General features: G+C 66.1%; 22 protein-coding genes. 12 read left to right on the top strand and 10 right to left on the bottom strand.

Features of this window, described 5'->3' with window-relative positions; genetic code table 11:
• Positions 1 to 84: 84 nt before the first annotated feature.
• From bla to AC1DQQ_RS20160, 4 genes are all read left to right on the top strand, one after another.
• Positions 85 to 1,149 (top strand): class A beta-lactamase, encoded by a 1,065-nt coding sequence (gene bla, locus AC1DQQ_RS20175; RefSeq protein WP_478041287.1) that lies wholly within the window; start codon positions 85 to 87, stop codon positions 1,147 to 1,149.
• A 56-nt stretch (positions 1,150 to 1,205) separates the two neighbouring features.
• Positions 1,206 to 1,898, top strand: a complete 693-nt coding sequence (locus AC1DQQ_RS20170; RefSeq protein ID WP_478032440.1) for a 2OG-Fe(II) oxygenase — start codon at positions 1,206 to 1,208, stop codon at positions 1,896 to 1,898.
• 250 nt (positions 1,899 to 2,148) lie between these two features.
• On the top strand, positions 2,149 to 4,932 hold the full coding sequence (gene polA, locus AC1DQQ_RS20165; RefSeq protein ID WP_478041285.1) for a DNA polymerase I: 2,784 nt from the start codon (positions 2,149 to 2,151) through the stop codon (positions 4,930 to 4,932).
• A 42-nt stretch (positions 4,933 to 4,974) separates the two neighbouring features.
• A complete protein-coding gene (locus AC1DQQ_RS20160; protein ID WP_478046567.1) occupies positions 4,975 to 6,543 on the top strand; it encodes a lipopolysaccharide biosynthesis protein in 1,569 nt (522 codons plus the stop codon).
• A gap of 168 nt (positions 6,544 to 6,711) precedes the next feature.
• Here AC1DQQ_RS20160 and AC1DQQ_RS20155 read toward each other — a convergent pair whose 3' ends face one another.
• Entirely contained in the window at positions 6,712 to 7,335 is a 624-nt protein-coding gene (locus tag AC1DQQ_RS20155) for an ankyrin repeat domain-containing protein (RefSeq protein WP_478046566.1), read from the bottom strand.
• Positions 7,336 to 7,408: 73 nt separating this feature from the next.
• Between AC1DQQ_RS20155 and AC1DQQ_RS20150 the strand changes: the two genes are divergently transcribed.
• The 3 genes from AC1DQQ_RS20150 to AC1DQQ_RS20140 are packed head-to-tail and all read left to right on the top strand — an operon-like array spanning position 7,409 to position 9,104.
• A complete protein-coding gene (locus AC1DQQ_RS20150) occupies positions 7,409 to 7,999 on the top strand; it encodes an SCO family protein (protein WP_478032445.1) in 591 nt (196 codons plus the stop codon).
• Positions 7,996 to 8,433, top strand: a complete 438-nt coding sequence (locus AC1DQQ_RS20145) for a YcgN family cysteine cluster protein (protein WP_066819991.1) — start codon at positions 7,996 to 7,998, stop codon at positions 8,431 to 8,433. Before AC1DQQ_RS20150 ends, AC1DQQ_RS20145 begins: the two co-directional genes overlap by 4 nt.
• 41 nt (positions 8,434 to 8,474) lie before the next feature.
• Complete coding sequence (locus tag AC1DQQ_RS20140) at positions 8,475 to 9,104, top strand: M48 family metallopeptidase (RefSeq protein WP_478046619.1); 630 nt, start codon at positions 8,475 to 8,477, stop codon at positions 9,102 to 9,104.
• Here the strand turns inward: AC1DQQ_RS20140 and AC1DQQ_RS20135 are convergent.
• From AC1DQQ_RS20135 to AC1DQQ_RS20115, 5 genes are all read right to left on the bottom strand, one after another.
• Positions 9,080 to 11,227, bottom strand: coding sequence for a transglycosylase domain-containing protein (locus AC1DQQ_RS20135; RefSeq protein WP_478046565.1), 2,148 nt, complete (start codon positions 11,225 to 11,227; stop codon positions 9,080 to 9,082). The genes AC1DQQ_RS20140 and AC1DQQ_RS20135 overlap by 25 nt on opposite strands.
• A gap of 71 nt (positions 11,228 to 11,298) precedes the next feature.
• Entirely contained in the window at positions 11,299 to 11,697 is a 399-nt protein-coding gene (gene msrB / locus AC1DQQ_RS20130; protein ID WP_478046564.1) for a peptide-methionine (R)-S-oxide reductase MsrB, read from the bottom strand.
• Between the two features lie 25 nt (positions 11,698 to 11,722).
• Entirely contained in the window at positions 11,723 to 12,829 is a 1,107-nt protein-coding gene (locus tag AC1DQQ_RS20125; protein ID WP_478046563.1) for an NAD(P)/FAD-dependent oxidoreductase, read from the bottom strand.
• Positions 12,808 to 13,497, bottom strand: a complete 690-nt coding sequence (locus AC1DQQ_RS20120) for a methyltransferase domain-containing protein (RefSeq protein ID WP_478046562.1) — start codon at positions 13,495 to 13,497, stop codon at positions 12,808 to 12,810. Before AC1DQQ_RS20120 ends, AC1DQQ_RS20125 begins: the two co-directional genes overlap by 22 nt.
• Positions 13,494 to 14,567 carry a type III polyketide synthase gene (locus AC1DQQ_RS20115; RefSeq protein ID WP_478046561.1) on the bottom strand — a complete coding sequence of 358 codons (1,074 nt, stop codon included), beginning with the start codon at positions 14,565 to 14,567 and terminating at the stop codon, positions 13,494 to 13,496. The genes AC1DQQ_RS20120 and AC1DQQ_RS20115 overlap by 4 nt, the downstream gene beginning before the upstream one ends.
• A gap of 115 nt (positions 14,568 to 14,682) precedes the next feature.
• Between AC1DQQ_RS20115 and AC1DQQ_RS20110 the strand changes: the two genes are divergently transcribed.
• Positions 14,683 to 15,843: an aminotransferase gene (locus AC1DQQ_RS20110; RefSeq protein WP_478046560.1), complete on the top strand. Its 1,161-nt coding sequence runs from the start codon at positions 14,683 to 14,685 to the stop codon at positions 15,841 to 15,843.
• Positions 15,844 to 15,978: 135 nt separating this feature from the next.
• Here AC1DQQ_RS20110 and rpoZ read toward each other — a convergent pair whose 3' ends face one another.
• Positions 15,979 to 16,323, bottom strand: a complete 345-nt coding sequence (gene rpoZ, locus AC1DQQ_RS20105; RefSeq protein WP_066584135.1) for a DNA-directed RNA polymerase subunit omega — start codon at positions 16,321 to 16,323, stop codon at positions 15,979 to 15,981.
• 156 nt (positions 16,324 to 16,479) lie between these two features.
• On the opposite strand from rpoZ, the gene AC1DQQ_RS20100 reads away from it, so the two are divergent.
• Both AC1DQQ_RS20100 and AC1DQQ_RS20095 read left to right on the top strand, forming a co-directional pair.
• Positions 16,480 to 17,643: a phospholipase D-like domain-containing protein gene (locus AC1DQQ_RS20100; protein WP_478041279.1), complete on the top strand. Its 1,164-nt coding sequence runs from the start codon at positions 16,480 to 16,482 to the stop codon at positions 17,641 to 17,643.
• A complete protein-coding gene (locus tag AC1DQQ_RS20095; RefSeq protein ID WP_478041278.1) occupies positions 17,640 to 18,056 on the top strand; it encodes a GFA family protein in 417 nt (138 codons plus the stop codon). The genes AC1DQQ_RS20100 and AC1DQQ_RS20095 overlap by 4 nt, the downstream gene beginning before the upstream one ends.
• 42 nt (positions 18,057 to 18,098) lie before the next feature.
• On the opposite strand, the gene AC1DQQ_RS20090 is transcribed toward AC1DQQ_RS20095, so the two are convergent.
• On the bottom strand, positions 18,099 to 18,713 hold the full coding sequence (locus tag AC1DQQ_RS20090) for a class I SAM-dependent methyltransferase (RefSeq protein WP_478032458.1): 615 nt from the start codon (positions 18,711 to 18,713) through the stop codon (positions 18,099 to 18,101).
• A gap of 132 nt (positions 18,714 to 18,845) precedes the next feature.
• On the opposite strand from AC1DQQ_RS20090, the gene AC1DQQ_RS20085 reads away from it, so the two are divergent.
• Positions 18,846 to 19,169, top strand: a complete 324-nt coding sequence (locus AC1DQQ_RS20085; protein WP_478046559.1) for an antibiotic biosynthesis monooxygenase family protein — start codon at positions 18,846 to 18,848, stop codon at positions 19,167 to 19,169.
• Positions 19,166 to 20,470 carry an MFS transporter gene (locus AC1DQQ_RS20080; protein WP_478046558.1) on the top strand — a complete coding sequence of 435 codons (1,305 nt, stop codon included), beginning with the start codon at positions 19,166 to 19,168 and terminating at the stop codon, positions 20,468 to 20,470. The genes AC1DQQ_RS20085 and AC1DQQ_RS20080 overlap by 4 nt, the downstream gene beginning before the upstream one ends.
• Before the next feature lie 99 nt (positions 20,471 to 20,569).
• Here AC1DQQ_RS20080 and rarD read toward each other — a convergent pair whose 3' ends face one another.
• Positions 20,570 to 21,451, bottom strand: a complete 882-nt coding sequence (gene rarD, locus AC1DQQ_RS20075; RefSeq protein ID WP_478046557.1) for an EamA family transporter RarD — start codon at positions 21,449 to 21,451, stop codon at positions 20,570 to 20,572.
• Between the two features lie 443 nt (positions 21,452 to 21,894).
• Positions 21,895 to 22,258, bottom strand: a 364-nt coding sequence (locus AC1DQQ_RS20070) for a M10 family metallopeptidase C-terminal domain-containing protein (RefSeq protein ID WP_478046556.1), incomplete at its 5' end; no start/stop codon positions are given.

The raw sequence follows: 22,258 nt of genomic DNA, 5'->3' as shown, positions 1-22,258 counted from the left end.
CCTGCGATACTCTCATCGTCGAGAAAAACACGGGCGGGGGTCATGGGTCTTTCTGTGCAGCGTATTGGTAAGATAGCGTTTGGTGTGATCGTCGGCCTCGCGATTGCGGGCTGCGTCTCCGACAGTCAGTCCGGCAGGGTCTCGCGCAGCTTCGCGCCGCCGGTGGCGTATGCGCCGCCGCGCGAAGTGGTGCAGCCGATCCCGACGGCCAGGCCGGCAGTGCTGGCGCCCGCGGCGCTGACCGCGTTGGTGCCCTCGCTGACTCGCGATTTCGGCGGCAAGGTCGGCATCGCGGTGATGAGCATCGACGATGGCTGGACGGTCACGTCGAACGGCGACCTGAAATTGCCGCAGCAGAGCGTGTCGAAGCTATGGGTGGCGATGACCGTGCTCGACCTGCGCGATCAGGGCAAATTGACGCTCGATGACCCTTATACGGTGCGCAAGGACGACCTCACGTTGTTCCACCAGCCGATCGCGGCATTGGTCAAGGACGACGGCTACAAGACCACCGTCGGTGAGTTGCTGCAGCGCGCGCTGACGCAGAGCGACAATACCGCCAATGATTGTCTGTTGCGGCTGGCCGGCGGGCCGACCGCGGTGCGCGCCTTCCTGACCAAGAAGGGGATCGCCGATATCCGCTTCGGTCCCGGCGAGCGCCTGTTGCAGAGCTTCACCGCCGGGCTCGAATGGAAGCCGCAATATTCGACCGGCCGCTCGTTCGAAGCGGCGCGCGCGAAAATCCCCGCCTCGACCCGGATGGACGCGTTCGAACGCTATGTCGCCGATCCGCCCGACGGCGCCGCACCGCGCGCGATCGTCACCGCGCTCGCCCGTCTCAAGAAGGGCGACTTGCTCTCGCCGAATTCGACCCAATATCTGATGGCGACGATGGAATCGTCGCGCACCGGGCGCGCGCGCCTGCGCGGCGCGGTTCCGGAAGGCTGGACCTTCGGGCACAAGACCGGGACCGGTCAGGACTTCAGCGGACGGACCGCGGGCTATAACGATGTCGGTTTCCTGATCGCGCCCAATGGCAAGGCCTATGCCATCGCCGTGATGATTGGCGACACGCCCAAGACCATCCCCGAGCGCCAGCAATTGATGCAGGCGGTCGTGCTGGGCGTGGTGACCAACCACCATTGGTGATTTGACCGCAATCCCCGGGGCGCGGTCCGGCAAGGCCGCGCCCTATGGGCTGTTCCATGAACAACGATCACGATTGGACGACGCTCGCCGGCGAGCTTGACGCGCGCGGCTGGGCGATCCTGCCTGGCCTGCTCGACACCGACAGCTGCGTGCGGATTGCCGCCGGCTATGACCAGCCGGCGCAGTTCCGCAGCCATGTGGTAATGGCGCGCCATGGCTTCGGGCGCGGCGAATATCGTTACTATCGCTATCCGCTGCCCGATCCGGTCGCCGGGCTGCGCTCGGCGCTCTATCCGCGCCTCGCGCCGATCGCCAATCGCTGGCACGAACGGCTCGGCCTGCCGACGCGCTTTCCCGCCGACCATACGGATTTCCTCGCACGGTGCCACGAAGCGGGTCAGACGCGGCCGACGCCATTGCTGCTGCGCTATGGGCCCGGCGACTATAATTGCCTGCATCAGGATCTGTATGGCGAGCACGTCTTCCCGCTCCAGGTCGCGATCCTGCTGTCGCGGCCGGGCGACGATTTCGCCGGCGGCGACTTCGTTCTGACCGAACAGCGGCCGCGTATGCAGTCGCGAGTCGAGGTGGTGCCGCTCGGCCAGGGCGATGCGGTGGTGTTCGCGGTCAACCATCGGCCGGTCGCGGGCACGCGGGGCGACTATCGCGTGGCGATGCGTCATGGCGTCAGCACGTTGCGGTCGGGACGGCGGCATACGCTGGGGATCATCTTCCACGACGCGGCTTAGTTGCAGCCTTGGAAAAGGGGCCCTCCTCGCACCCTCTCCAGCGTCACCCCGGCCTTGTGCCGGGGTCCATAGTGCCTCGATCTCGGGGCTGGAACCGCTTGCCTCGCGTTCGCCTCCCGGTGGACCCCGGCACAAGCCCGGGGTGACGGCGGAGACAAGGATGGCTTGTCCGCCACACCCCGGTTAGCGAATGCCCTCCGCCAACCTAACCATTTGTTCCTACGCGTGCGCCACGCTATCTCCTCCGACGATGCCTCATCTCTATCTCGTCGACGGCTCGGGCTATATCTTCCGCGCCTATCACCAGCTTCCTCCGCTGACGAACCGCCATGGCACGCCGGCGGGCGCGGTCTATGGCTATACCGCGATGCTGTGGAAGCTCGCCGATGCGCTCGACAAGGCGGAGGGGCCGACGCACCTCGCGGTCGTGCTCGACAAGGGGTCGCACACGTTCCGCAACGACCTCTATGACAAATACAAGGCGCAGCGTCCGCCGCCGCCCGAGGATCTGATCCCGCAATTCCCGCTGATCCGCGAGGCGACCCGCGCTTTCTCGCTGCCGTGCATCGAGGAAGAGGGGTTCGAGGCCGACGACATCATCGCCACTTATACCTGCCGCGCGGTCGAGGCCGGGTGGGACGTGACCATCGTCAGTTCCGACAAGGACCTGATGCAGCTCATCCAGCCGGGCGTCGACATGCTCGACACGATGAAGAACGAACGCCGCGGCCCGGAATATGTCGAGACCAAGTTCGGCGTGCGCCCAGACCAATTGGGCGACGTGCTGGCGCTGATGGGCGATGCGGTCGACAACGTCCCCGGCGTGCCTGGCATCGGCGCCAAGACCGCGGCCAAGCTGATCGTCGAATTCGACAATCTCGACGCGGTGCTGGCCGCCGCACCGGGCATGAAGCCCAGCAAGATGCGCGACAACCTGATCGAGCATGAGGAAATGGCCCGGCTGTCGCGCAAGCTGGTCGCGCTGCACACCAATACCGCGGTGCCGCACACGCTGGACGAGCTCAAGCTCGAGGGCATCCCGCCCGAGCCGTTGCGCGCGTTCCTCGAGGATCAGGGATTCAAGACCTTGCTGTCGCGGATGGCGGCGCACGCGCCGGGCCGCGAGCAGCCCGATCCGGTCGCCGCGGCGGTCGCGACGGCCGGGCCGGTCACGCCCGATTTCATCGAGCTGCCGCCGGTCAATTGCGACGCTTATGAAACCGTGACGAGTATCGACCGGCTCGAGGCGTGGATCGCCGAAAGCCATGCCAGCGGCACGATCGCGATCGACACCGAAACCGATTCGCTCGACAGCATGGCGGCCAATCTGGTCGGCATCTGCCTCGCCACCGCGCCGGGACGCGCCTGCTACATCCCGATCGGACACAAGAGCAGCGACGACATGTTCGGCGAAGTCCCGCCGCAGCTGCCGCTAGCCGAGGTGGTGAGCCGCCTCAAGCCGCTGTTCACCGCGCCCGGCGTGCTCAAGATCGGGCACAATATCAAATACGACATCAACGTGCTGATCCGCCACGGCCTGCCGGTCTCGCCGATCGACGATACGATGGTGATGAGCTTCGACCTCGATGCCGGCCAGTCGCTCAGCGGCCACGGCATGGACGAGGTGGCGCATGCCGTGCTCGAACATAGCTGCATCAGCTTTAAGGACGTGACCGGCAGCGGCAAGAAAGCGATCAGCTTCGCCCAGGTGCCGCTCGACCAGGCGACGCGCTATGGCGGCGAGGATGCCGACGTGACCTGGCGGCTATGGACGCGGTTCAAGCCGCGATTGGCGTATGAAGGCGCGACGCGCGTGTACGAAATGGTCGATCGCCCGATCATCCCGGTCGTCGCCGCGATGGAGCGCGCCGGGATCAAGGTCGATCGCGACCAGCTGTCGCGCCTGTCGAGCCGCTTCGCGCAGGAAATGGCGCGGCTGGAGGAAGAGATCCAGGCCGAGGCCGGGCAGCCGTTCCAGATCGGATCGACCCAGCAGCTCGGCGCGATCCTGTTCGACAAGATGGGATTGAAGGGCGGCAAGAAAGGCAAGTCGGGCGCCTATTCGACCGACGTCACTGTGCTCGAGAAGATGAAGGCCGAGGGCGTGGCGATCGCCGGGCTGGTGCTCGACTGGCGCCAGCTGTCGAAGCTCAAATCGACCTATACCGACGCGCTGCAGCAGCAGATCGATCGCGACACCGGGCGCGTCCACACCAGCTATTCGCTGACCGGCGCGCAGACCGGGCGGCTGTCCTCGACCGACCCCAACCTCCAGAACATCCCGATCCGCACCGAGATCGGCCGGCAGATCCGCGACGCCTTCGTTGCGGAACCGGGCAACGTCATTCTGGCGGCCGACTATTCGCAGATCGAGCTCAGGCTGGCGGCGCACATGGCCGACGTGCCGCCGCTCCGCGATGCCTTCCTGCGCGGCGAGGACATTCACGCCGCGACCGCCAAGGAGCTGTTCGGCGAGGTCAATCGCGATACGCGCGGCCGCGCCAAGACGATCAATTTCGCCATCCTCTACGGCATTTCGCGCTGGGGCCTCGCCGCCCGGCTGGAGATCGACGCGGAGGAAGCGCAGGCGATGATCTCGCGCTATTTCGACCGCTTCCCCGGCATCTCCTCCTATATCAACGAGACGCTCGAGGGCGTGCGGCAAAAGGGCTATACCGAGACCCTGTTCGGTCGGAAGACCTGGTTCCCGCAGATCCGTGCGCCGATCCAGCACGTCCGCCAGGGCGCCGAACGCGCCGCGATCAACGCGCCGATCCAGGGTACCAGCGCCGACATCATCAAGCGCGCGATGGCGCGGATGGGGCCGGCTTTGGCCGATGCCGGCCTGACCGGCACGAAGATGCTCCTCCAGGTCCATGACGAACTCGTGTTCGAAGTGCCCGAGAGCGAGGTCGAGGCGGCCAAGCCGGTGATCGAACGCGTCATGGCGACGGCGGCGGAGCCGGCCGTGCCGCTGTCGGTGCCGCTCGCGGTCGAGATTGGCACCGGCGCCAGCTGGGGCGCCGCGCATTGATCGATTCCGCGCTTGCCGGACGCATGGCTGAAGGGGTGGCGCGTGTCGACTGACGCTGCCGCCGCCGCGCCGGTCGTGCCCCCAACCGGTCCGGCCGACGACCTGGCCGTGCTGGCCAAGGGCGGGCGGACCAATATCGGCGGGTTCGCGCTGCGGCTGGTCGCACGCTTGCCGTTCCTGTTCGTCGCCGGACGGCTCTACGGACCCGATGCGGTCGGGCGGTTCGCGCTCGCGCTGGTGGTGGTCGAACTCGCCGCGTTGATCGCGACGCTCGGGTTGAAGCGTGGGCTGGCCCAGGCGCTGGCCACCACCGAGCGCCCGCATCCGCATGTCGTGTGGGACGGGATGGCGGTGGCGATGCTCGCCTCGACCATTGCCGGCGCGGTGCTGATCGCCTTGCCGCGCGTGATGTACCCGCATGGCGAGATCACCCTGATCGAGCGGCTATTGCCGTGCATCATCGTCGCCAGCGCCTGGTCCGACGTCGCGCTCTCGGCTTTGGCCTATCGTCACAATATCAAGGCGAGCGTCACCGCGCGCGCGGTGGTCGAGCCGTGGACGATCTCGATCGCCGCGCTCGGCTTCTACTTCGTCAATGCGCGCGACGGGCTGGTGCTCGCCTATATGCTGTCGATGGTGGCGGCGATGATCGCGTCGTTGATCCCGCTGATCCGCAGCTACGGCCTGCCGCATGGCTGGACGCCGCAAGTGGCGCGGGTGGCGACGCTGGCGCGGCGTAACGCGCCGCTGGCGGGCGCCGACGCGATCGAATGGGCGACGCGCAATGTCGACCGTTTCATCCTGGGGCTGCTGTTTCCACCGGCGATCGTCGGCATCTATTATATGGCGCAACAGGTCGCCTCGCTGCCGCAAAAGCTCAAGACCAGCTTCGACCCGATCCTCGGGCCGGTCATCGCCACCAGCCTGGCGCGCGACGACAAGGCGGCGATCGCCGACCAGGTGCGCCAGGTCGGTTTCTGGATCATGGCGTTGCAGGCATGCCTGGCGCTGATGGGATCGATCCCGGGCGAGGCGGTGATGGGGCTGGTCGGCAAGCAATTCGTCGCCGGCACCGCCGCGCTTGCCTTCCTGTTATGGGCGGAAGTGTTCGCTTCGACCGGCGCGGTGTGCGAATCGGCGCTGGTCTATATCGCGCGACATCGCAACCTGATGATCTCGATCGGCGTGCTGGTGCTTCAGATCGTGCTGAGCTTCACGCTGGTCGCGGTGATGCGCTCGATCGACTGGGACCATTCCGTGCTAGCGGAATTCGGCACGCGCGATTCGGTCCAGGGGGTGAGCGTCGCGATCGCCTTGCTCATCGCGCTGAGCGTCGGGTCGGTGATCAAGTCCAACTTCCTCGCCCGGCTGTTGAAGGCGCGCGTGGCGGGATGGCGCTGGTCGCTGCTCGGGACCGCGGCCGTCACCATCCTGGTCGGGACGGCGTTCACCTCGCTGCCCAAAAGCTACGAATGGGTCGAGCTCTCGCTCGGCGAGCCCGCGATCCTGGTGACCTATCTGTTCGTGCTGTGGAAATGGGCATTCCGCCCCGAGGATCGGGCGTTGTTCAAGAAACTGCCCGGGGCGGGTGCCTCGGCATCGGTTACCTGAGCGGCGATTTTAGAGTTAAATGCCGCCAAACTGAATCGTCACCCCGGCCTTGTGTCGGGGTCCAACTCTCCACCACGGAATCCAGCCGGTGTCGCACGTTGGATGCCGGAACAAGTCCGGCATGACGGTTAAAGCTGATCGCAAAACGATTTTGGGCGCGGTTTCGATTCAACGGAGCGTCGGGCCGGACACGCCGCGCTTGGGGGCTGCCGGCAAATCGGCGAACAGCTTGATCATGCCGGGGCTGCGCGCATCGCCATTGGCGTAATCGCGCGCCGATTTACCCGCCATGTAATCGCGCTTGTCGGGATCGGCGCCGCCCTCGATCAGGTCGCGCACCATCTGTTCGTCGCGGCGCAACACTGCCTTGATCAATGGGGTCTGCCCGCCATCGCCGGCCAGATTTGGGTTGGCCTTGCCCTTGAGCAGGAGAGGGATCAGGTCGCCATAACCGCGATCGACCGCGAGCAGCAGCGGGGTATCGCCCTGTCGGTTCTTGATATTGGGATTGGCGCCCTTGGCCAGCAGATAGGAGACGTACCGCGAATCGTCGCGACGCACGACGATGTGCAGCGCGCCTTCGCCGCTCGACGGGTCCTGGGTGTCGATGATCCGCGACCCCGGCTTGGCCAGGATCGATTCGACGTCGTTGCCCTTGTCGTTCTTGACCGCGTCGAGGAATTGATAGCCGGGCGAGCCGCTGGCGAGCTGCGCCGCGGCGGGAAGGGCGGTGACGGCCAGCGCGCCGGCGAGCGCCCCGATAGACGCAATGCGGGAGAGACGTGCGATCATGATGTAATGCCCTGCGCGAAAAGTCGGGATCAACTTGCGTAGCCGCCCGTAAAAGATCAAGGCTGGCGCTGCGATGAACCTGCGTTTGCTTCCGATTTCGCTGCTGTTGGCGCTCGCCGCCTGCTCGAACGCCGCCCCAGCCGACCCCCCGCTGGCGGGCGCCAAGATCGGCGGCCCGTTCCAGCTGATCGATCAGGACGGCCGGGCGATCACCGAGAAGGCGTTCGCGGGCAAATATCGCATCATGTATTTCGGATACACTTATTGCCCCGATGTCTGCCCGACCACGGCGCAGACGATCGGCGCGGCGATGCGGCTGCTCGACAAGAAAGATGCCGCGCTGTCGGCCAGGGTGGTGCCGGTGTTCGTGACGGTCGATCCCGATCGCGACACGCCGGCGGTGGTCAAGCAATTCGTCAGCGCTTTCTATCCGCGCTTCGTCGGCATGACCGGGAGCGCGGCGGCGATCGACACGATCAAGACTGAATATGGCGTGTTCTCGTCCAAGGGTAAGACCACCCCCAATGGCGGCTATCTGGTCGAACATTCCAACGCCGCCTATCTGATGGACAGCAGCGGCAAGCCGCTCGCTTTGCTGCCGACCGAGCAGGGCGCGCAGGCGACCGCCGATGAAATCAAGCGCTGGGTGAAGACCAACCCGTGACGACCGATAGATTCTGGGAAACCAAGACATTGGCCGAGCTCGATCGCGGCCAGTGGGAGGCGTTGTGCGACGGCTGCGGCAAATGCTGCATCCACAAGCTCGAGGATGAGGAGACCGGCGAACTCCATCCGACCAATGTCGCGTGCCGGATGCTCGATCGCCGCGCCGGCCAGTGCAAGGATTACCGCAATCGCCGCGCCTATGTGCCCGATTGCGTACGGCTGACGGTCAAGAACGTCTATACCACCGATTGGCTGCCCTCGACCTGCGCCTATCGTCTGCGCGCCAATGGCGAGAAGCTTCCCGATTGGCATTATCTCGTCAGCGGCGACCGCGAGGCGGTGCATCGTGCCGGCGAATCGACGCGCGGCTGGACGGTCAGCGAGGACGATGCCGGCGAGCTCGAATTCCATCTGGTCGATCGCAAGCTGTGACCGGCGATCTCGACGTCGTCCGCCATGCCCGCGCCCGGCGGATGCGGTTGTCGGTCGATCCGACGAGCGGGCGCGTGCGGCTGACCATTCCCCCGCGTGCCTCGCTCAAACAGGCAATGGCCTGGGCCAATGACCATCGCGGCTGGATCGACGCGCAACGGGCGAAACTGCCCGAGGGGCGGCCGTTCTTGCAGGGGGCGGAGATCCCGATCGAGGGTGTTGAGGTGACCGTCGACTGGTCTCCTGACCGGTCGCGTACCGTCGCGCTGATCGACGGACGGCTGGTTTGCGGCGGGCCGATTGAAGGCCTGTCACGTAGGATCGAGGCCTGGCTCAAGCGTCGCGCGCTCGCCGTCCTGACCGAAGAAACCGCCGAATTCGCGGCCAAGGCCGGCGTCATCGTCAGTCGCGTTACCGTCGCCGACCCGAAAGGCCGCTGGGGCAGCTGCGCCTCGACCGGCGCGATCCGCTATAGCTGGCGGCTGATCTGCGCGCCGCCCTATGTCCGCCGCTCGACCGTCGCGCACGAAGTCGCGCATCGGCTGCATATGGACCATTCGCCGGCGTTCCACGCCGCCTACCGGCAATTGCTTGAGGCAGATCCCGCACCGGCGCGCGCCTGGTTACGGCGCCACGGCGCGACGCTTCACTGGGTCGGGCGGGGCGGCTGAACCTCACGCGGGCGATCGGCCGGGGCCGATCCGTTCGGAACGACACGTTTGGGCCGGTTCGGATCGGTGCCCGAGCCGCCGGTCATGCGATCGATCCATTTGCGGTCGAGCCGATCGTCGGGCCGTTGCACACCATCGTCGGCGGCGTCGGGCGCTGTCTGCGGCGGGTCATTTTCACTCTGCGGCGGCTCGCCCGCGTCACCCCCGCCGATTGGCGCATCGGGAGCGATCTGGTCGGGTGGAATGGGATTGCCGTCGGGGTCGACGAACAAGCCGTTGTCGGGCTGACCGAAGTCGCTTTCGTTGTCGAGCTGCCATTCGGGCAAGGTCACCTGGGTGTCGAACGCTTCGACCGGCCGGCCGGCGGTGGCGACCTTCATGAACGCCGCAAAGGCGCGCGCGGGCAAGGTGCCGCCCTGAAGGCCAGGAATAGACTTGGCGTCGTCGCGGCCCATCCACACGCCGGTCGTCAGGCCCGAGGAAAAGCCCAGGAACCAGCCGTCCTTGTTCGAGCTGGTCGTACCCGTCTTGCCCGCGACGGGACGCCCGATCTGCGCCGCCTTGCCGGTGCCGGTGGCGACCGCGGTCTGCAACAGGTCGGTCATCTCGGCGGCGACATAGGGCGCGACCAGCACATGGCTGCGGTCGACTTCGTGATTATAGATCGTCTCGCCCATCGAGGTGACCTTGGTGATCCCGTAGGGGGTCACCGCCACGCCCTTGTTGCCGACGCTGGCAAAGGCGCGAGTCATGTCGATCAGGCGGACGTCGTTCGATCCCAGCACCATCGACGGCACGGTCGAGATCGGGGTCGAGATGCCGAAGCGGCGCGCCATGTCGGCGACGGTCGAAAAGCCGACTTCCTGGCCGATCTTGGCCGCCACGGTGTTGACCGAATACGCAAACGCCGTGCGGATATCCATTTCGCCGGCATTGCGGCCCGACGAATTGCGCGGGCTCCAGCCGTTGATCGTCACCGGCTCATCGACCACGCGGTCGCTCGGCCGATGCCCCGCCTCGAGCGCCGCCAGATAGACGAACAATTTGAACGACGATCCCGGCTGGCGCAGCGCGGTCACGCCGCGATTATAGTTCGACGTGACATAATCCTTGCCGCCGACCATCGCGCGCACCGCGCCATCGCGATCGAGGCTGATCAGCGCGCCTTGCGCGTTGCCGGGGGCGTAGCCGGCGATCGCGGCATCGGCCGCTTTCTGCATGCGGATGTCGATCGTCGTCCACACTTCGAGCGGGCGCGTCGGCTCGTCGATCAGATTTTCGAGCTGGGGCAGCGCCCAGTCGGTGAAATAGCGCACACTGTTCTGATTGGGCTCGGGCGCGAGCTTGACCGTCTTGGGATCGACCGCGGCGGCTTCGGCGGCCGAGATCTTGCCGGTTTCCTTCATCAGGCCGATCACCACGCCGGCGCGGTCGACCGCGGCCTGGGCATCGGCGGTGGGCGAATAATGCGACGGCGCCTTGACCAATCCGGCGATGATCGCCGCTTCGCCCAGGGTCAATTGGCCGGCGCCATGGCCGAAGAATTTGCGGCTGGCGGCGTCGATGCCGTACGCGCCGCCGCCGAAATAGACCTTGTTGAGATAGAGTTCGAGCACCTGGTCCTTGGAGAATTTGCGCTCCAGCGCCAGTGCCAGCACCATCTCGCGCGCCTTGCGGCCGAACTTCTTGGTCGACGACAGGAAGATGTTGCGCGCCAGCTGCTGGGTGATCGTCGACCCGCCCTGGGTCCAATGCCCCTGTTGGACGCGCACCTGGAACGAACGAGCCACGCCGATCGGATCGACGCCCGGATGGTTGCGGAAGCGGCGATCCTCGACCGCGACCATCGCATCCTTCATCACTTGCGGGATCTGGGCGTAGGGCAGCCATTCGCCATAGCTCGGCCCCAGGCTGACGATCGGGGTGCCGTCATCGGCCAGCACCCGGATCATCTGGCCGTTGGGCGAGGATTTCAGCTCGTCGAAACTCGGCAGCTGCGATTCGGTCACATAGACGGTGACGACGAGCGCAATGATCCCGAGCAAGGCGGCGACGCCGGTAAGGCGCAGGCCCAGCACGAGCCAGCGGCGCCAGCGGGGGACAATTTTGGACGCCTTGGCCATCGTTATGGGCGAGGGCTTAGAGGGTTAACCGAGTGTCGACAAGCGCCGGTTCACGCGGTTCGCCGCGCCAATCAATCCGCACGCGGGCGGAAATCGAGGCTGATCGAGTTCATGCAATAGCGCAGACCCGTCGGCGGCGGCCCGTCGGGGAAGACATGGCCGAGATGGCTGTCGCACCGTGCGCAGCGCGTTTCGGTGCGCGTCATGCCATGGCTGGTATCGCTGTGATTGGTGACATGGTCCTCGGCGATCGGCTGGGTGAAGCTCGGCCAGCCCGATCCCGAATCATATTTGTCGGCGCTGTCGAACAGATCGAGCCCGCACGCCGCGCAGTCATAGATGCCGTCGGCCTTGTTGTCGTTATAGATGCCGGCAAAGGCGCGTTCGGTCCCCGCCTCGCGCAGCACATGATATTGCTCGGGGGTCAGGCGCTTGCGCCATTCGGTTTCGGAGAGCGAGAGATGTTCCATGCACTGGAAGATCGTTACGCTGCGATCATGCGTCAAGCGGCTTGTGGTTGATCCGGGTTAGCCGGGCGGCGATTCCGGCCAGTTGCGGCGCCAGCCGGACCGCCGCGGTCAGCGCGCTCGCCCAGGCGGGGCGCTCGGCGGCGGCGCGGATACGGTTGGCGATGGCGAACGGCGTCGTCAGGTCGCGGGCGAGCCGCTGTTGATAGGCGATCGCGCCGGCCGGGCCTTGGCGCAGATACTCGGCCGCCGCCCGCGTGCCGCTTTCGATCGCGATTCCCATGCCTTCGCCCGCCAGGCTGGGAATGCACGCCGCCTGATCACCGAGCCGGAACAGCCCGGCCGTACCGTTCACTGCGCGCCAGCCATAAGGGACGTTGGCGACCGCGTCGATCGACGCCGCGCTGGCGCGATGGGCCAGGCGCTCGCCCAGCCGCGGCGATTCGATCGCCAGCGCGGCGAGCAGTTGATCGCGCGATCCCGCCGCGCTCAGCCGCGACCGGTGCACCGCCATGCACAGATTGACCGTGCCGTCCTCCTGCCGTGCGATCCCGGCATAGCCGCGATCGAACAGATGCAGCTCGATCGTATCGCCAACCATCCGGTCGAGCGCGCCGCTCGGCCCCAGCCGGACGCGCAGGCCCAAAGTCGGGTCCTGGCCGCGCTCGGCACCACGTGCCAGCCCGCGCAAATCGTGCTTGCCCGTGGCGAGGAACAAGGCGTCGGCGGCGATTTCGCTGTCGTCGGCCAGACGCAGGTAATCTCCTTCGAGCGCACGTACCGCGACGCCGCGCTCGACCACCGCACCGGCGGTGATCGCATGATCGAGCAGTAAGGTATCGAGCCGCCGGCGCGACACCGCCAGCGCCGGGCGCGGCAACCATGCTTCGGCCTGACGCGCGCCGGCAAACAGCCGCAGTCGGCGGATCTCGTCGCGATTGAGCGCCTCGCGGCGGATGCCGAGCCGATCGAGTGCCTCGAGCGTCCGCCAGCTCAGGAAGCCGCCGCACAAGGCGTCGCCGGTCTCGGCGCCGCGCTCGACCAGCAGATGCGGCACGCCCGCCCGCGCCAGCAGCAGCGCCGTGACCGCGCCTGCCGGCCCGCCGCCGACGATCAGCGCAGGCGTTCGACGCACAGGCGAAAGGGGAAAGCGCGATAGACGCGCGCGTCGGTGATACCTGCTTCGGCCAGGATCGGCGGCCATTCGCCGGGACGATAGGATCGCGCGATCGACAAGGTGCCGTCGAGCCGGACGATGCGATGCCAGCCGAACGTGCGGGCGAGGACCGGGAATCCCCAATGCGCGAAACCGTGACGGTGGAGATCGTTGACCAGCCAACCCATCCGCGCCTCGGCCTGCATGAAGCGCAGAAAAGCGACCAGCTGGTCGTGCGTCATATGATGCGCGACCAGGCTGGAGATCACCATGTCCCAGCCCTGGCCGGCGAGATCGGCATAATCGCCGGTGATCCAGCGGATCCTCGTGTCGGGCGCGCTATGCTGCCGCGCCGCCGCTTCGCTGCGCGGGTTGAGGTCGACGCCGACCAGCTCGGCCGCGATGCCGCGCTTCGCTGCCCAGCGCGCGATCATGCGCAGCATGTCGCCGTCGCCGAACCCGACATCGAGCAATTTGAACGCCGTGCGGCCGTGAAGCGCGCGCTCGACGAACGACAGAGTCGGCCGCGCCGCCATCGTCACGACATTGACCTTGGCGAGATCGCCGACCACGGCGGCATAGGTCGCCGCGTCGAGGTCGTCGGCGTCCATCAGCTCATCGGCGATGGCGCGTTGGTTCAGGCTCACGCCGCGCTCCGGAACCCGAACCCTTCGGCCGCCAATCCCGGGCCGAACGCCAGCGCGATGCCCTGGCCGATGCGCGGCCCCTTGAGCATCTTGCCCAGCGCGAACATCAGGGTCGCTGACGACATGTTGCCATAATCGTGCAGCGTCTCGCGCGATGCCCAGAGTGCGCCCTGCGGCAGATGATAAGCGGTCTCAACCGCGTCTAAGATCGAGCGTCCGCCGGCATGCACTGCCCAGCCGTCGATCGCCTCGACATCGCGCCCGCCGAGCGCGGCGGCGGCGAAGTCGGGATCGGCGAGGCCTTGCGCGATGCGTTGCGGGACCTTGCCCGACAAATGCATCTCGAACCCCTTGTCGGTGATGTCCCAGCGGATCAGTCGATCCGAATCGGGGAGTGTAGTGGCGAACGGCGCCTCGAGTTCGAAGCCGGCGGCATCGCTCGTCACCAGCGCGGCGCCCGCGCCGTCGCCGAACTGAAGCATCGCCAGCAGCTTTTCGATCTCGCCGGTATCCTGGAGGTGGAGCGAGCAGAGTTCGACGCATACCACCAGCACGCGCGCGCCCGGTTCGGACCGCACGATGTGCCGCGCGCTGCGCAACGCGGCGACAGCGGCGTAGCAGCCCATGAACCCGACCAGCAGCCGCTCGACCGACGGCGCCAGGCCGAGCCGGCGCGCGACCACCTGATCGACGCCCGGCGCGACGAAGCCGGTGCAGCTCGCGACCACCAGATGCGTGATGCGGTCGATCTCGACCTGGTCGGCGAGCCGATCGATCGCTGCCAGGCTCAGCGTCGGCGCGGCCTCGGCATAGATGCGCATCCGGGCATCGGTGCCGGGCATGAAACCGCCTTCGTAGAACCCGCCCGGGCCGATCGGCGATCCGCCATCGTCGGCGCGCGGCAGCACGGTCCAGCGATGCTCGATCCCCGACCGCGCGACCATCCGGCCGAACAATTTGGCCAGGCGCGGGTCGGCGATCTTGGGCTGAGCCCAACCGATGAACGCGCTATGCGCTTCATGATCCGGCACCGCGGTGCCGATTGCGTTGAGATAGACGTTGCCGGGCACGATTGGCGACCTTTCGGGGCAAGGGACACCGGGTTAGTGCCTCGTAACCTGTACGCCACATTAACAGATGCCGTGGAGTTTTGCTCCGCCTGCGCTGCGCCGCTATCAGGCTTGCATGAACCCGATTTACGCCAGCATGGGCACGACAATCTTCGAAGCCATGTCAGCGCGCGCACGGGCGACCGGGGCGATCAACCTGGGCCAGGGGTTTCCAGAGGCGCAGGGGCCGGCCGATATCATCGACGCAGCGGCGAAAGCGCTGGTCGAGAAATCGAACCAATATCCGCCGATGATCGGCGTGCCCGAACTGCGCCAGGCAATCGCCGCGCATTATGCCGAGCATCAGGGGCTCGATCTGTCGCCCGACGAGGTGGTGGTCACCTCAGGCGCGACCGAGGCGATCGCCGCGGCGTTGCTCGCCCTGGTCTCGCCGGGCGACGAAGTGATCCTGTTTCAGCCGCTCTACGACGCCTATCTCCCGCTGGTCGAACGCGCCGGCGGCGTGGCGAAGTTGGTCCGGCTGAGTCCGCCCGACTGGCGCGTCACTGCCGACATGCTGGAAGGCGCGTGGTCGCCCAAGACCCGGCTGCTGGTGCTCAACAGCCCGCTCAACCCTTCGGCTTCGATGATCGGCGCCGAGGAACTCGCGGTGATCGCGCGATTCTGCATCGAGCGCGACCTGATCGCGATCTGTGACGAGGTGTGGGAAGAATTGGTGTTCGACGGCGCGCGCCACGTCCCGCTGATCGGCCAACCCGGCATGCGCGAGCGCACGGTCAAGATCGGCTCTGCGGGCAAGATGTTCGCGCTGACCGGGTGGAAAGTCGGCTGGATGTGCGCCGCGCCCGGCCTCGCGGGCGGCCTGGCCAAGGCGCACCAGTTCCTGACCTTCACGACGCCCCCCAATCTCCAATGGGCCGCGGCTTATGGGCTCGGCAAGGACAAGGCCTGGTTCGACAAGGAGCGCGCCGGCTTCCAGCGCTCGCGCGATCGGCTCGCGGCGGGATTGCGCGAGGCGGGCTATGTCACCTTGCCGTCGGCGGCGACCTATTTCATCTCGATCGACCTGACCGCCTCGGGCGTCGCGCTCGACGACGTCACCTTCTGCAACCGCCTGCTCGACGAAGCGGGAGTAGCGGCGATCCCGGTCTCGGCCTTTTATGCCGCAGACCCGGTGACCAATGTCGTGCGGCTGTGCTTCGCCAAGAGCGATGCGACGCTGGACGCGGCGATCGAGCGGATGGCGGGGTTCCGGAAGGCGCTTGGGCAAGAATAAGGCCCGCGGATCGCTCCGCAGGCCTCTTATCTCTGCCAGGCCGTCGCGGCGGAGCCGCGACGTCGGTCGGGCTCTGCCCGCCGGCCGGCACTCGGCTTGTCCGGATTTAGCGTTCGCTAAATCCGGGCCTCGTGCTCAACCATCATAATCCCCACCCAGATTCTGGTTGCGCGGCGGCGCGGCGGCGGTGAGGCGGAGGGCCTCGGCCGACTGCGACAGCGAGCCGATTTCGTCCGGCGTGTCGTCGTCGTCGACCTGGACCTTCTGCATGCCGCTGATCACCGCGTCCTGCAGATGATCGGGGCGCACCGTTTCCTCGGCGATTTCGCGCAAGGCCACGACCGGGTTTTTATCGCGGTCGCGATCGATGGTGAGGTCGGCGCCGCCCGAAATCTGGCGGGCGCGCTGGGCCGCGAACAGCACCAGATCGAAACGGTTCGAAACCTTGTCGACGCAATCTTCGACAGTGACGCGCGCCATGAAACGCTTTCCTTCAGCAAAACACCAAGATGGGAAGCCTTGGCGCTTAGGGCAATGGCGCGTGAAGAGTCAAGAAAATCGGGTTTTCCGCTTGTTGCCATCGAGAACCGAGCCGCGCGCTTGCCCCGCGCGGCGTCGCGCTCCAATAGAGGCGCGATGGCCGGCGAACCCAGCTTCACGATCGACGGCGACACGCTCCGACTCATCACCGAGGGGCCCGAGCGGCTGACGGCATTGCTCGACCTGATCGACGGGGCCGAGCGATCGCTGCGGATCCTCTATTATATCTATGTCGACGACGATGCCGGGGCGAGGGTGCGCCAGGCACTGATCGAGGCGGCGGCGCGCGGGGTCGCGGTCAAGCTGATCGTCGATGGCCTGGGCAGCGAGCATGCCGAGAATCACCGCTTCTTCGATCCGCTCAAACATGCCGGGATCGACGTCTGCCGCTTCGTGCCGCGGCTCGGGCGGCGCTATCTGTTACGCAACCACCAGAAGCTCGCTCTGGCCGACGAGGCGCGGGTGATCATCGGCGGGTTCAACATCCAGGACAGTTATTTCGGCACCAACGAAGAGCAAGCCTGGCGCGATCTCGGCTTCTATATCGAGGGCCCCTCGGCTGCGCATTTGACCGGCTATTTCGATGCGCTCGATCGCTGGGCGAAGCACGATCAGGCGCCGCTCCGAACGCTGCGCGCGTTGCTGGCGAAATGGAGCGAACCCGATGGCGGGACGCGCTGGCTGTTCGGCGGCCCGACGCGCAAGCCTTCGCCCTGGGCCAAGGCGATGCGCGCCGATCTCGAGCGCGCGATGCGGGTCGACCTGATCAGCGCCTATTTCGCGCCGAGCCCGGGAATGCTGCGCCGGCTCGACCGGATCGGCATGCGCGGCGTCGCGCGCGTCGTGCTGGCGTCGAAGAACGATCATGGCGCCGCGATCTGGGCGTCGCGCTTCACTTATGCGGGGCTGCTCAGGAAAGGCGTCGAGATCTACGAATATCAGCCGACCAAGCTCCACACCAAGCTCTTCGTGATCGACGACACTGTCTATATCGGCTCGGCCAATTACGACATTCGCAGCCTGTTCCTGAACCTCGAGCTGATGCTGCGCGTCGAGGACAAGGCGTTCGCCGCTCATGTCCGGGCCTATATCGATGGCGAGATCGCCGACTCGGAGCGGATCACGCCCGAGCTTTACCAGTCGCGCACCGGCTGGTGGACGCGGATCAAGCAGGCGGCGGCGTTCTTCGTCATGACCGTGCTCGACTACAACGTCACGCGGAGCCTCAATTTCGGACCCGAGCGGCGATTGCGGAAATGAGCGAGCGGGTCGCCAGCTGCCATTGCGGGGCGCTGAGCGTCGCCTGCTCGGGCGAGCCGCGCAAAGTCTCGTTATGCCATTGCCAGCAATGCCAGCGCCGCACCGGCAGCGCGTTCAGCGTCGCGGTCTTCTACGATCGGGCCCAGGTCGCCGTGCAGGGCGAGGCGGCGAGTTATGTCCGCCCTTCGGCAAGCGGGTTCGCGGTCGATTTCCGCTTCTGCCAGGCCTGCGGGTCCAATTTGTTCTGGTACCCGGCACGGATGCCGGCGCTGGTTGGGGTCGCCTATGGCGGCTTCGCCGACCCTGATTTCGTGATTCCCGACCAGGCTGTGTGGTCCAGCGAAGGGCATCGCTGGGTGAACCTGCCCGACCATGTCGTCAGCTTCGAAGGCAATCCGTCGGCGCGCCGTTAACGTTGCCAGCGAACCAGCCGGTCAGAAGCGAAGGCCGCGCCCTTAGTCCTTCCACGCGAAGAAATTGTGCGAGGGCGGGATGTTCCACCATTCGATCGAATAGTCGATCCGGTCCCAATGCGGTTCGAGGAAGTCGCGGACCTTGGGACGGAATTGATAGACCAGGAAGGCGCCGCCGGTCTTGAGCACGCGGTGCGTCGCGGCGGCGATGGCGGGGGCGACACCCTTGGGCAAGGTCGAAAAGGGAAGGCCGGACAGCACGTAATCGGCTTGTTCGAAGCCGTGTTCGGCGATGATCTTTTCGACGTCGGCGGCCGAACCATGGACCGGGATGAAGCGCGAATCGGTGAACTTGATCCGGAGATAGTCGATGAAATCCGGATTGGTATCGATCGCGATATAGGTGCCGTCGGCCGGCAGACGGTCGAGAATCGCCTGGCTGAACGTGCCGACGCCGGGGCCGTATTCGACGAACAATTTGACCTTGGGCCAGTCGGGCACCTTGAGCATCGCGTTGATCTGCGCCTTGGACGAGGCGATGATCGAGCCGACCATCACGGGCCGTTTGAAGAACCCGCTGAGGAACATTGCCCAGGGAGAGGGGAGCTTGCGCGCGCGCGTCTCCGCATTGTCGAGAGCGAAGCGGGGCTGGGACATGAGATTCCTTGTAGCTGTGCGCCAAATCGTACGCGACCGGAAACCCCTGTCGCAAAGCTGTAACGCCTGATCAAGCCTTTAGGTGTCGGCGACGGGTTGCGTCGCCTCGCGCGCGGGTCCATCGGCAGCTTAATGACGACGTTCGCCCCCGGAACAATCGCGGTGATCTTCGTGTCCGAGGTCACCGGAGAGGATCCCGAAGGCTATGTCGCCGCGGCGGCAGAAGCCAACGCGCTGGCCGCCGCGCAACCCGGCTATCGCGGCATCGACAGCGCGCGGGGCACCGATGGAATCGGCATCACGGTCAGCTATTGGGCGGACGAGGTGGCAGCGATCGCCTGGCGCCAGCACGCGCGGCACGGCGAGATTCGCGATGCCGGACGCGGGCGCTGGTACCGCTGGTATTCGCTCCATGTCGCCGAAGTCGGGCGCAGCTACGATTGGGAGAAGGAATGACGGCGAAGTTCGACCGCGACTTCGCCTTGTTGTTCACCGTGATGCTGACGATCGCGGCGGGGAACACCGCCTTGCAATCGGTCCTGCCCGCGATCGGGCGCTCGCTTCATGTCCGCGACAATGCGGTCGCCGCCGCTTTCTCCGTCTCGGCCTTGTTATGGGTAATCGCCGCACCGTTCTGGGCGAGCCGATCGGACCGGCGCGGGCGGCGGTCGATGATCCTGCTGGGGGTCGGCGGGTTCACCATCTCGCTGACCTTGTGCGGACTCTTCCTGGCGGCAGGGATCAATGGCTGGATCGGCGGGACCGCGGCGTTCATGCTCTTCATCGTCGGCCGGCTGATCTACGGCACGTTCGGTGCGGCGGCGCCGCCGGCGGTGCAGGCGATCGTCGCCGGACGCACGACGCGCGAGGAACGGACCAAGGCGCTGACCTTGCTCGGGTCGGCGTTCGGGCTCGGCACCATCCTGGGGCCGGCGATCGCGCCCTATCTGCTGCTCGGCAGCGTCGGCGGGGTGGAGATCGGCCTGTCCGGTCCGGCGTTCCTGTTCGCCTTGTTCGGAGCGGGGATGTTTCTCGCCGTGCTGCGCATGCTGCCCAACGATCGCAACGAAGCGGCGATGGACGATCCCGCCGCGCATGGCGCCGCCAATGCCTATCCCTCGATCGGCGGCCAGTCCTCGGGTGCGAGCATCACCGCCGCGACCGGACAGCATGTCGAGGAAGTCGGCTTCCTCGATCCGCGCGTCCGTGCCTGGATGATCGCCGGGCTGGTGTTCGGCCATGCCCAGGCGATGACGGGGCAGGCGATCGGCTTTCTGGTAATCGACCGTCTTCATTTGCCTCCGGCCGAGGCGCTGCAGCCGACCGGACTCGTGTTGATCATGGGCGCTGGTGCGGCGTTGCTCGTGCAATGGGGATTGATCCCGCTATTCAACCTGACGCCGCGCCTGATGATGCTGATCGGGCTCGCGATCGCGGCGGCAGGGTGTGCGCTGACTGGTCTTGCCACGTCGCTCTACGGCCTAGCGACCGCTTATGCCCTGGCGAGCATCGGCTTCGGCTTCACCCGCCCCGCCTTCACCGCCGGATCGTCGCTCGCGGTCGGATCGGCGGCGCAGGGCTCGGTCGCTGGCAAGGTCACCTCGATCAACGGCGCCAGTTTCGTGCTCGGACCGTCGATCGGGGTGGGGTTGTACGAGTTCTGGCACTCGCTGCCCTATCTGACCGCCGGCGCGGCGTGTTTGGCGCTGCTGGGATATTGCTGGATGGCGCTGAAGCCGTCTGTCCGGACCGCCTAGAGCATCGCACGGAAAAGTGGGTACCGGTTTTCTGCAAAAAGCGATGCGACAACAAATAACTAGAGCGGAGTGCGTGATTCAGAAATCACGCACTCCGCTCTAGTCGGGAATCGCCACTCCCGCTCGGCGCGCGGACAGGGTTGCGCCAACGGCATAGATCGCCAGCGCGACCCAGATCAGCGCAAATGCTGCCCACTGCGCCGGCACCAATATTTCGCCATAGACTGCGACCGCCAGGATCAACTGCAGCGTCGGCGCCATATATTGGATCAGCCCGAGATCGGTCAGCCGCACGCGCCGCGCCGCGGCAGCGAACAGGATCAGCGGCGTCGCCGTCAGCAGCCCCGAGGCGGGGAGCAGCGGCCAGGCCGGTCCGCCGGCGAGCGAGGTGCCGGCAAACAGCAGCCAGGCTAAGGAGGGCGGTGCCAGGATCGCGGTTTCGACCAGCAATCCGTCGATCGCGTCGACCGGAGTCACCTTGCGCACCAGTCCATATAGCCCGAACGAGAAGGCCAGGGTCAGCGGGATCACCGGCACGCCACCTTCTTCCCATGCCAGGAAAGCGACCCCGCACGCCGCCAGTCCTACCGCGACGATCTCAATCCGGCCGAGCCGCTCACGCAGCACGATTGTGCCGAGCAGCACATTGACCAATGGATTGATGAAATAGCCCAAGCTCGCCTGCGCGACCTGCTCGTTGTTGATCGCGATGATATAGACCAGCCAATTGACCCCGATAAGCAGCGACGAGGCGGAGAGCGCGAGGATCAGCTTGCGGGTAGCAACGATCTTGCGCAGCGCCGGCCCATGCCGCAGCGCCACCGCCAGCACGCCGAGCAGGAGCAGCGACCACAGGATGCGGTGCGCGAGGATATCGGGCGCGGGGAGCGGCTTGAGCAGCTTGAGGAAAGCCGGGAGCAGGCCCCAGGTCGCATAGGCCGCGACGCCGTACAGGATGCCGGGATTGACGCGACGGTTCATGCCGGCGCGTGTGGCCGATATGATGCGGCGTGGCGAGGGCAGGAAGCCGGCGCTGCGCAGTAGAAAAGCTTTTTGCGCCGCTTTGGGAACGCCGGCGATGGCTGCCGGCGCGTAACGAATTCGGCGATCCGGTCGCCTCTCAGCGAGACGACCGGATATTTTCTGACCGATGCCGACCCCGTCGGCTGTACGAATATTGGCACTCGCTACCCTATTTGATGGCGGGCGGGCGTGCCTGGTGCTGATGGGATATTGTTGGGCGACGTCGAAGCGTCCACGCACTGACTGAGTACGCGCCTAGAGCGGCGTCCCCGATTTCTAAATCGGGCACATGCTCTAAATATTTGTGGTCACATCGCTTTTCGTGGAAACCCGGTTCTCACTTTTCCGCGCGATGCTCTAGCGGCCGTAAGCGAAAACGTCGTCGGTCATGCGCGCGTCGATCATAGCGTATGATGATCCATCTGATTCAGCGACGGCGTGTCGGCGTGCGTGGCCGCGGCAAAGAGCTGCATCTGGACCGCCGCCGCGCTGTTGCCGACCCCGATGAAGTCGCCCGAATGGAGTTGCGCGGTAGTGACCCCGGTCAAGGTCAGCTGGTCGCCATTGCCGAGGGCGATCACCGCATTGCCGCCGACATCGTGCGTGGCGTTGATCACGTCCTGGTAGCTGGCAAAGCCGATAGCGGTGAGGTCGATCTTGTCGGTCCCTGTGACGAAGTCGCCGATACTGTCCTGGCCGGTGCCGTGGGCGAACACGAACTTGTCGGCACCACCGCCGCCGAACAGCGTGTCGTTGCCGCCATAG

Source organism: Sphingomonas sp. P4_G3, from assembly GCF_056401105.1.
Note: the sequence above shows the minus strand (reverse complement) of the source record. Positions and strands in the feature narration are given on the sequence as shown.

Excerpts from the sequence above, each read along its gene's own strand:
- AC1DQQ_RS20170 (WP_478032440.1), top strand. The coding sequence starts at position 1,206 with ATGAACAACGATCACGATTGGACGACGCTCGCCGGCGAGCTTGACGCG.
- polA (WP_478041285.1), top strand. The coding sequence starts at position 2,149 with ATGCCTCATCTCTATCTCGTCGACGGCTCGGGCTATATCTTCCGCGCC.
- AC1DQQ_RS20155 (WP_478046566.1), bottom strand. The coding sequence starts at position 7,335 with ATGATCGCACGTCTCTCCCGCATTGCGTCTATCGGGGCGCTCGCCGGC.
- AC1DQQ_RS20150 (WP_478032445.1), top strand. The coding sequence starts at position 7,409 with ATGAACCTGCGTTTGCTTCCGATTTCGCTGCTGTTGGCGCTCGCCGCC.
- AC1DQQ_RS20140 (WP_478046619.1), top strand. The coding sequence starts at position 8,475 with ATGCGGTTGTCGGTCGATCCGACGAGCGGGCGCGTGCGGCTGACCATT.
- AC1DQQ_RS20135 (WP_478046565.1), bottom strand. The coding sequence starts at position 11,227 with ATGGCCAAGGCGTCCAAAATTGTCCCCCGCTGGCGCCGCTGGCTCGTG.
- msrB (WP_478046564.1), bottom strand. The coding sequence starts at position 11,697 with ATGGAACATCTCTCGCTCTCCGAAACCGAATGGCGCAAGCGCCTGACC.
- AC1DQQ_RS20110 (WP_478046560.1), top strand. The coding sequence starts at position 14,683 with ATGAACCCGATTTACGCCAGCATGGGCACGACAATCTTCGAAGCCATG.
- rpoZ (WP_066584135.1), bottom strand. The coding sequence starts at position 16,323 with ATGGCGCGCGTCACTGTCGAAGATTGCGTCGACAAGGTTTCGAACCGT.
- AC1DQQ_RS20100 (WP_478041279.1), top strand. The coding sequence starts at position 16,480 with ATGGCCGGCGAACCCAGCTTCACGATCGACGGCGACACGCTCCGACTC.
- AC1DQQ_RS20095 (WP_478041278.1), top strand. The coding sequence starts at position 17,640 with ATGAGCGAGCGGGTCGCCAGCTGCCATTGCGGGGCGCTGAGCGTCGCC.
- AC1DQQ_RS20090 (WP_478032458.1), bottom strand. The coding sequence starts at position 18,713 with ATGTCCCAGCCCCGCTTCGCTCTCGACAATGCGGAGACGCGCGCGCGC.
- AC1DQQ_RS20085 (WP_478046559.1), top strand. The coding sequence starts at position 18,846 with ATGACGACGTTCGCCCCCGGAACAATCGCGGTGATCTTCGTGTCCGAG.
- AC1DQQ_RS20080 (WP_478046558.1), top strand. The coding sequence starts at position 19,166 with ATGACGGCGAAGTTCGACCGCGACTTCGCCTTGTTGTTCACCGTGATG.
- rarD (WP_478046557.1), bottom strand. The coding sequence starts at position 21,451 with ATGAACCGTCGCGTCAATCCCGGCATCCTGTACGGCGTCGCGGCCTAT.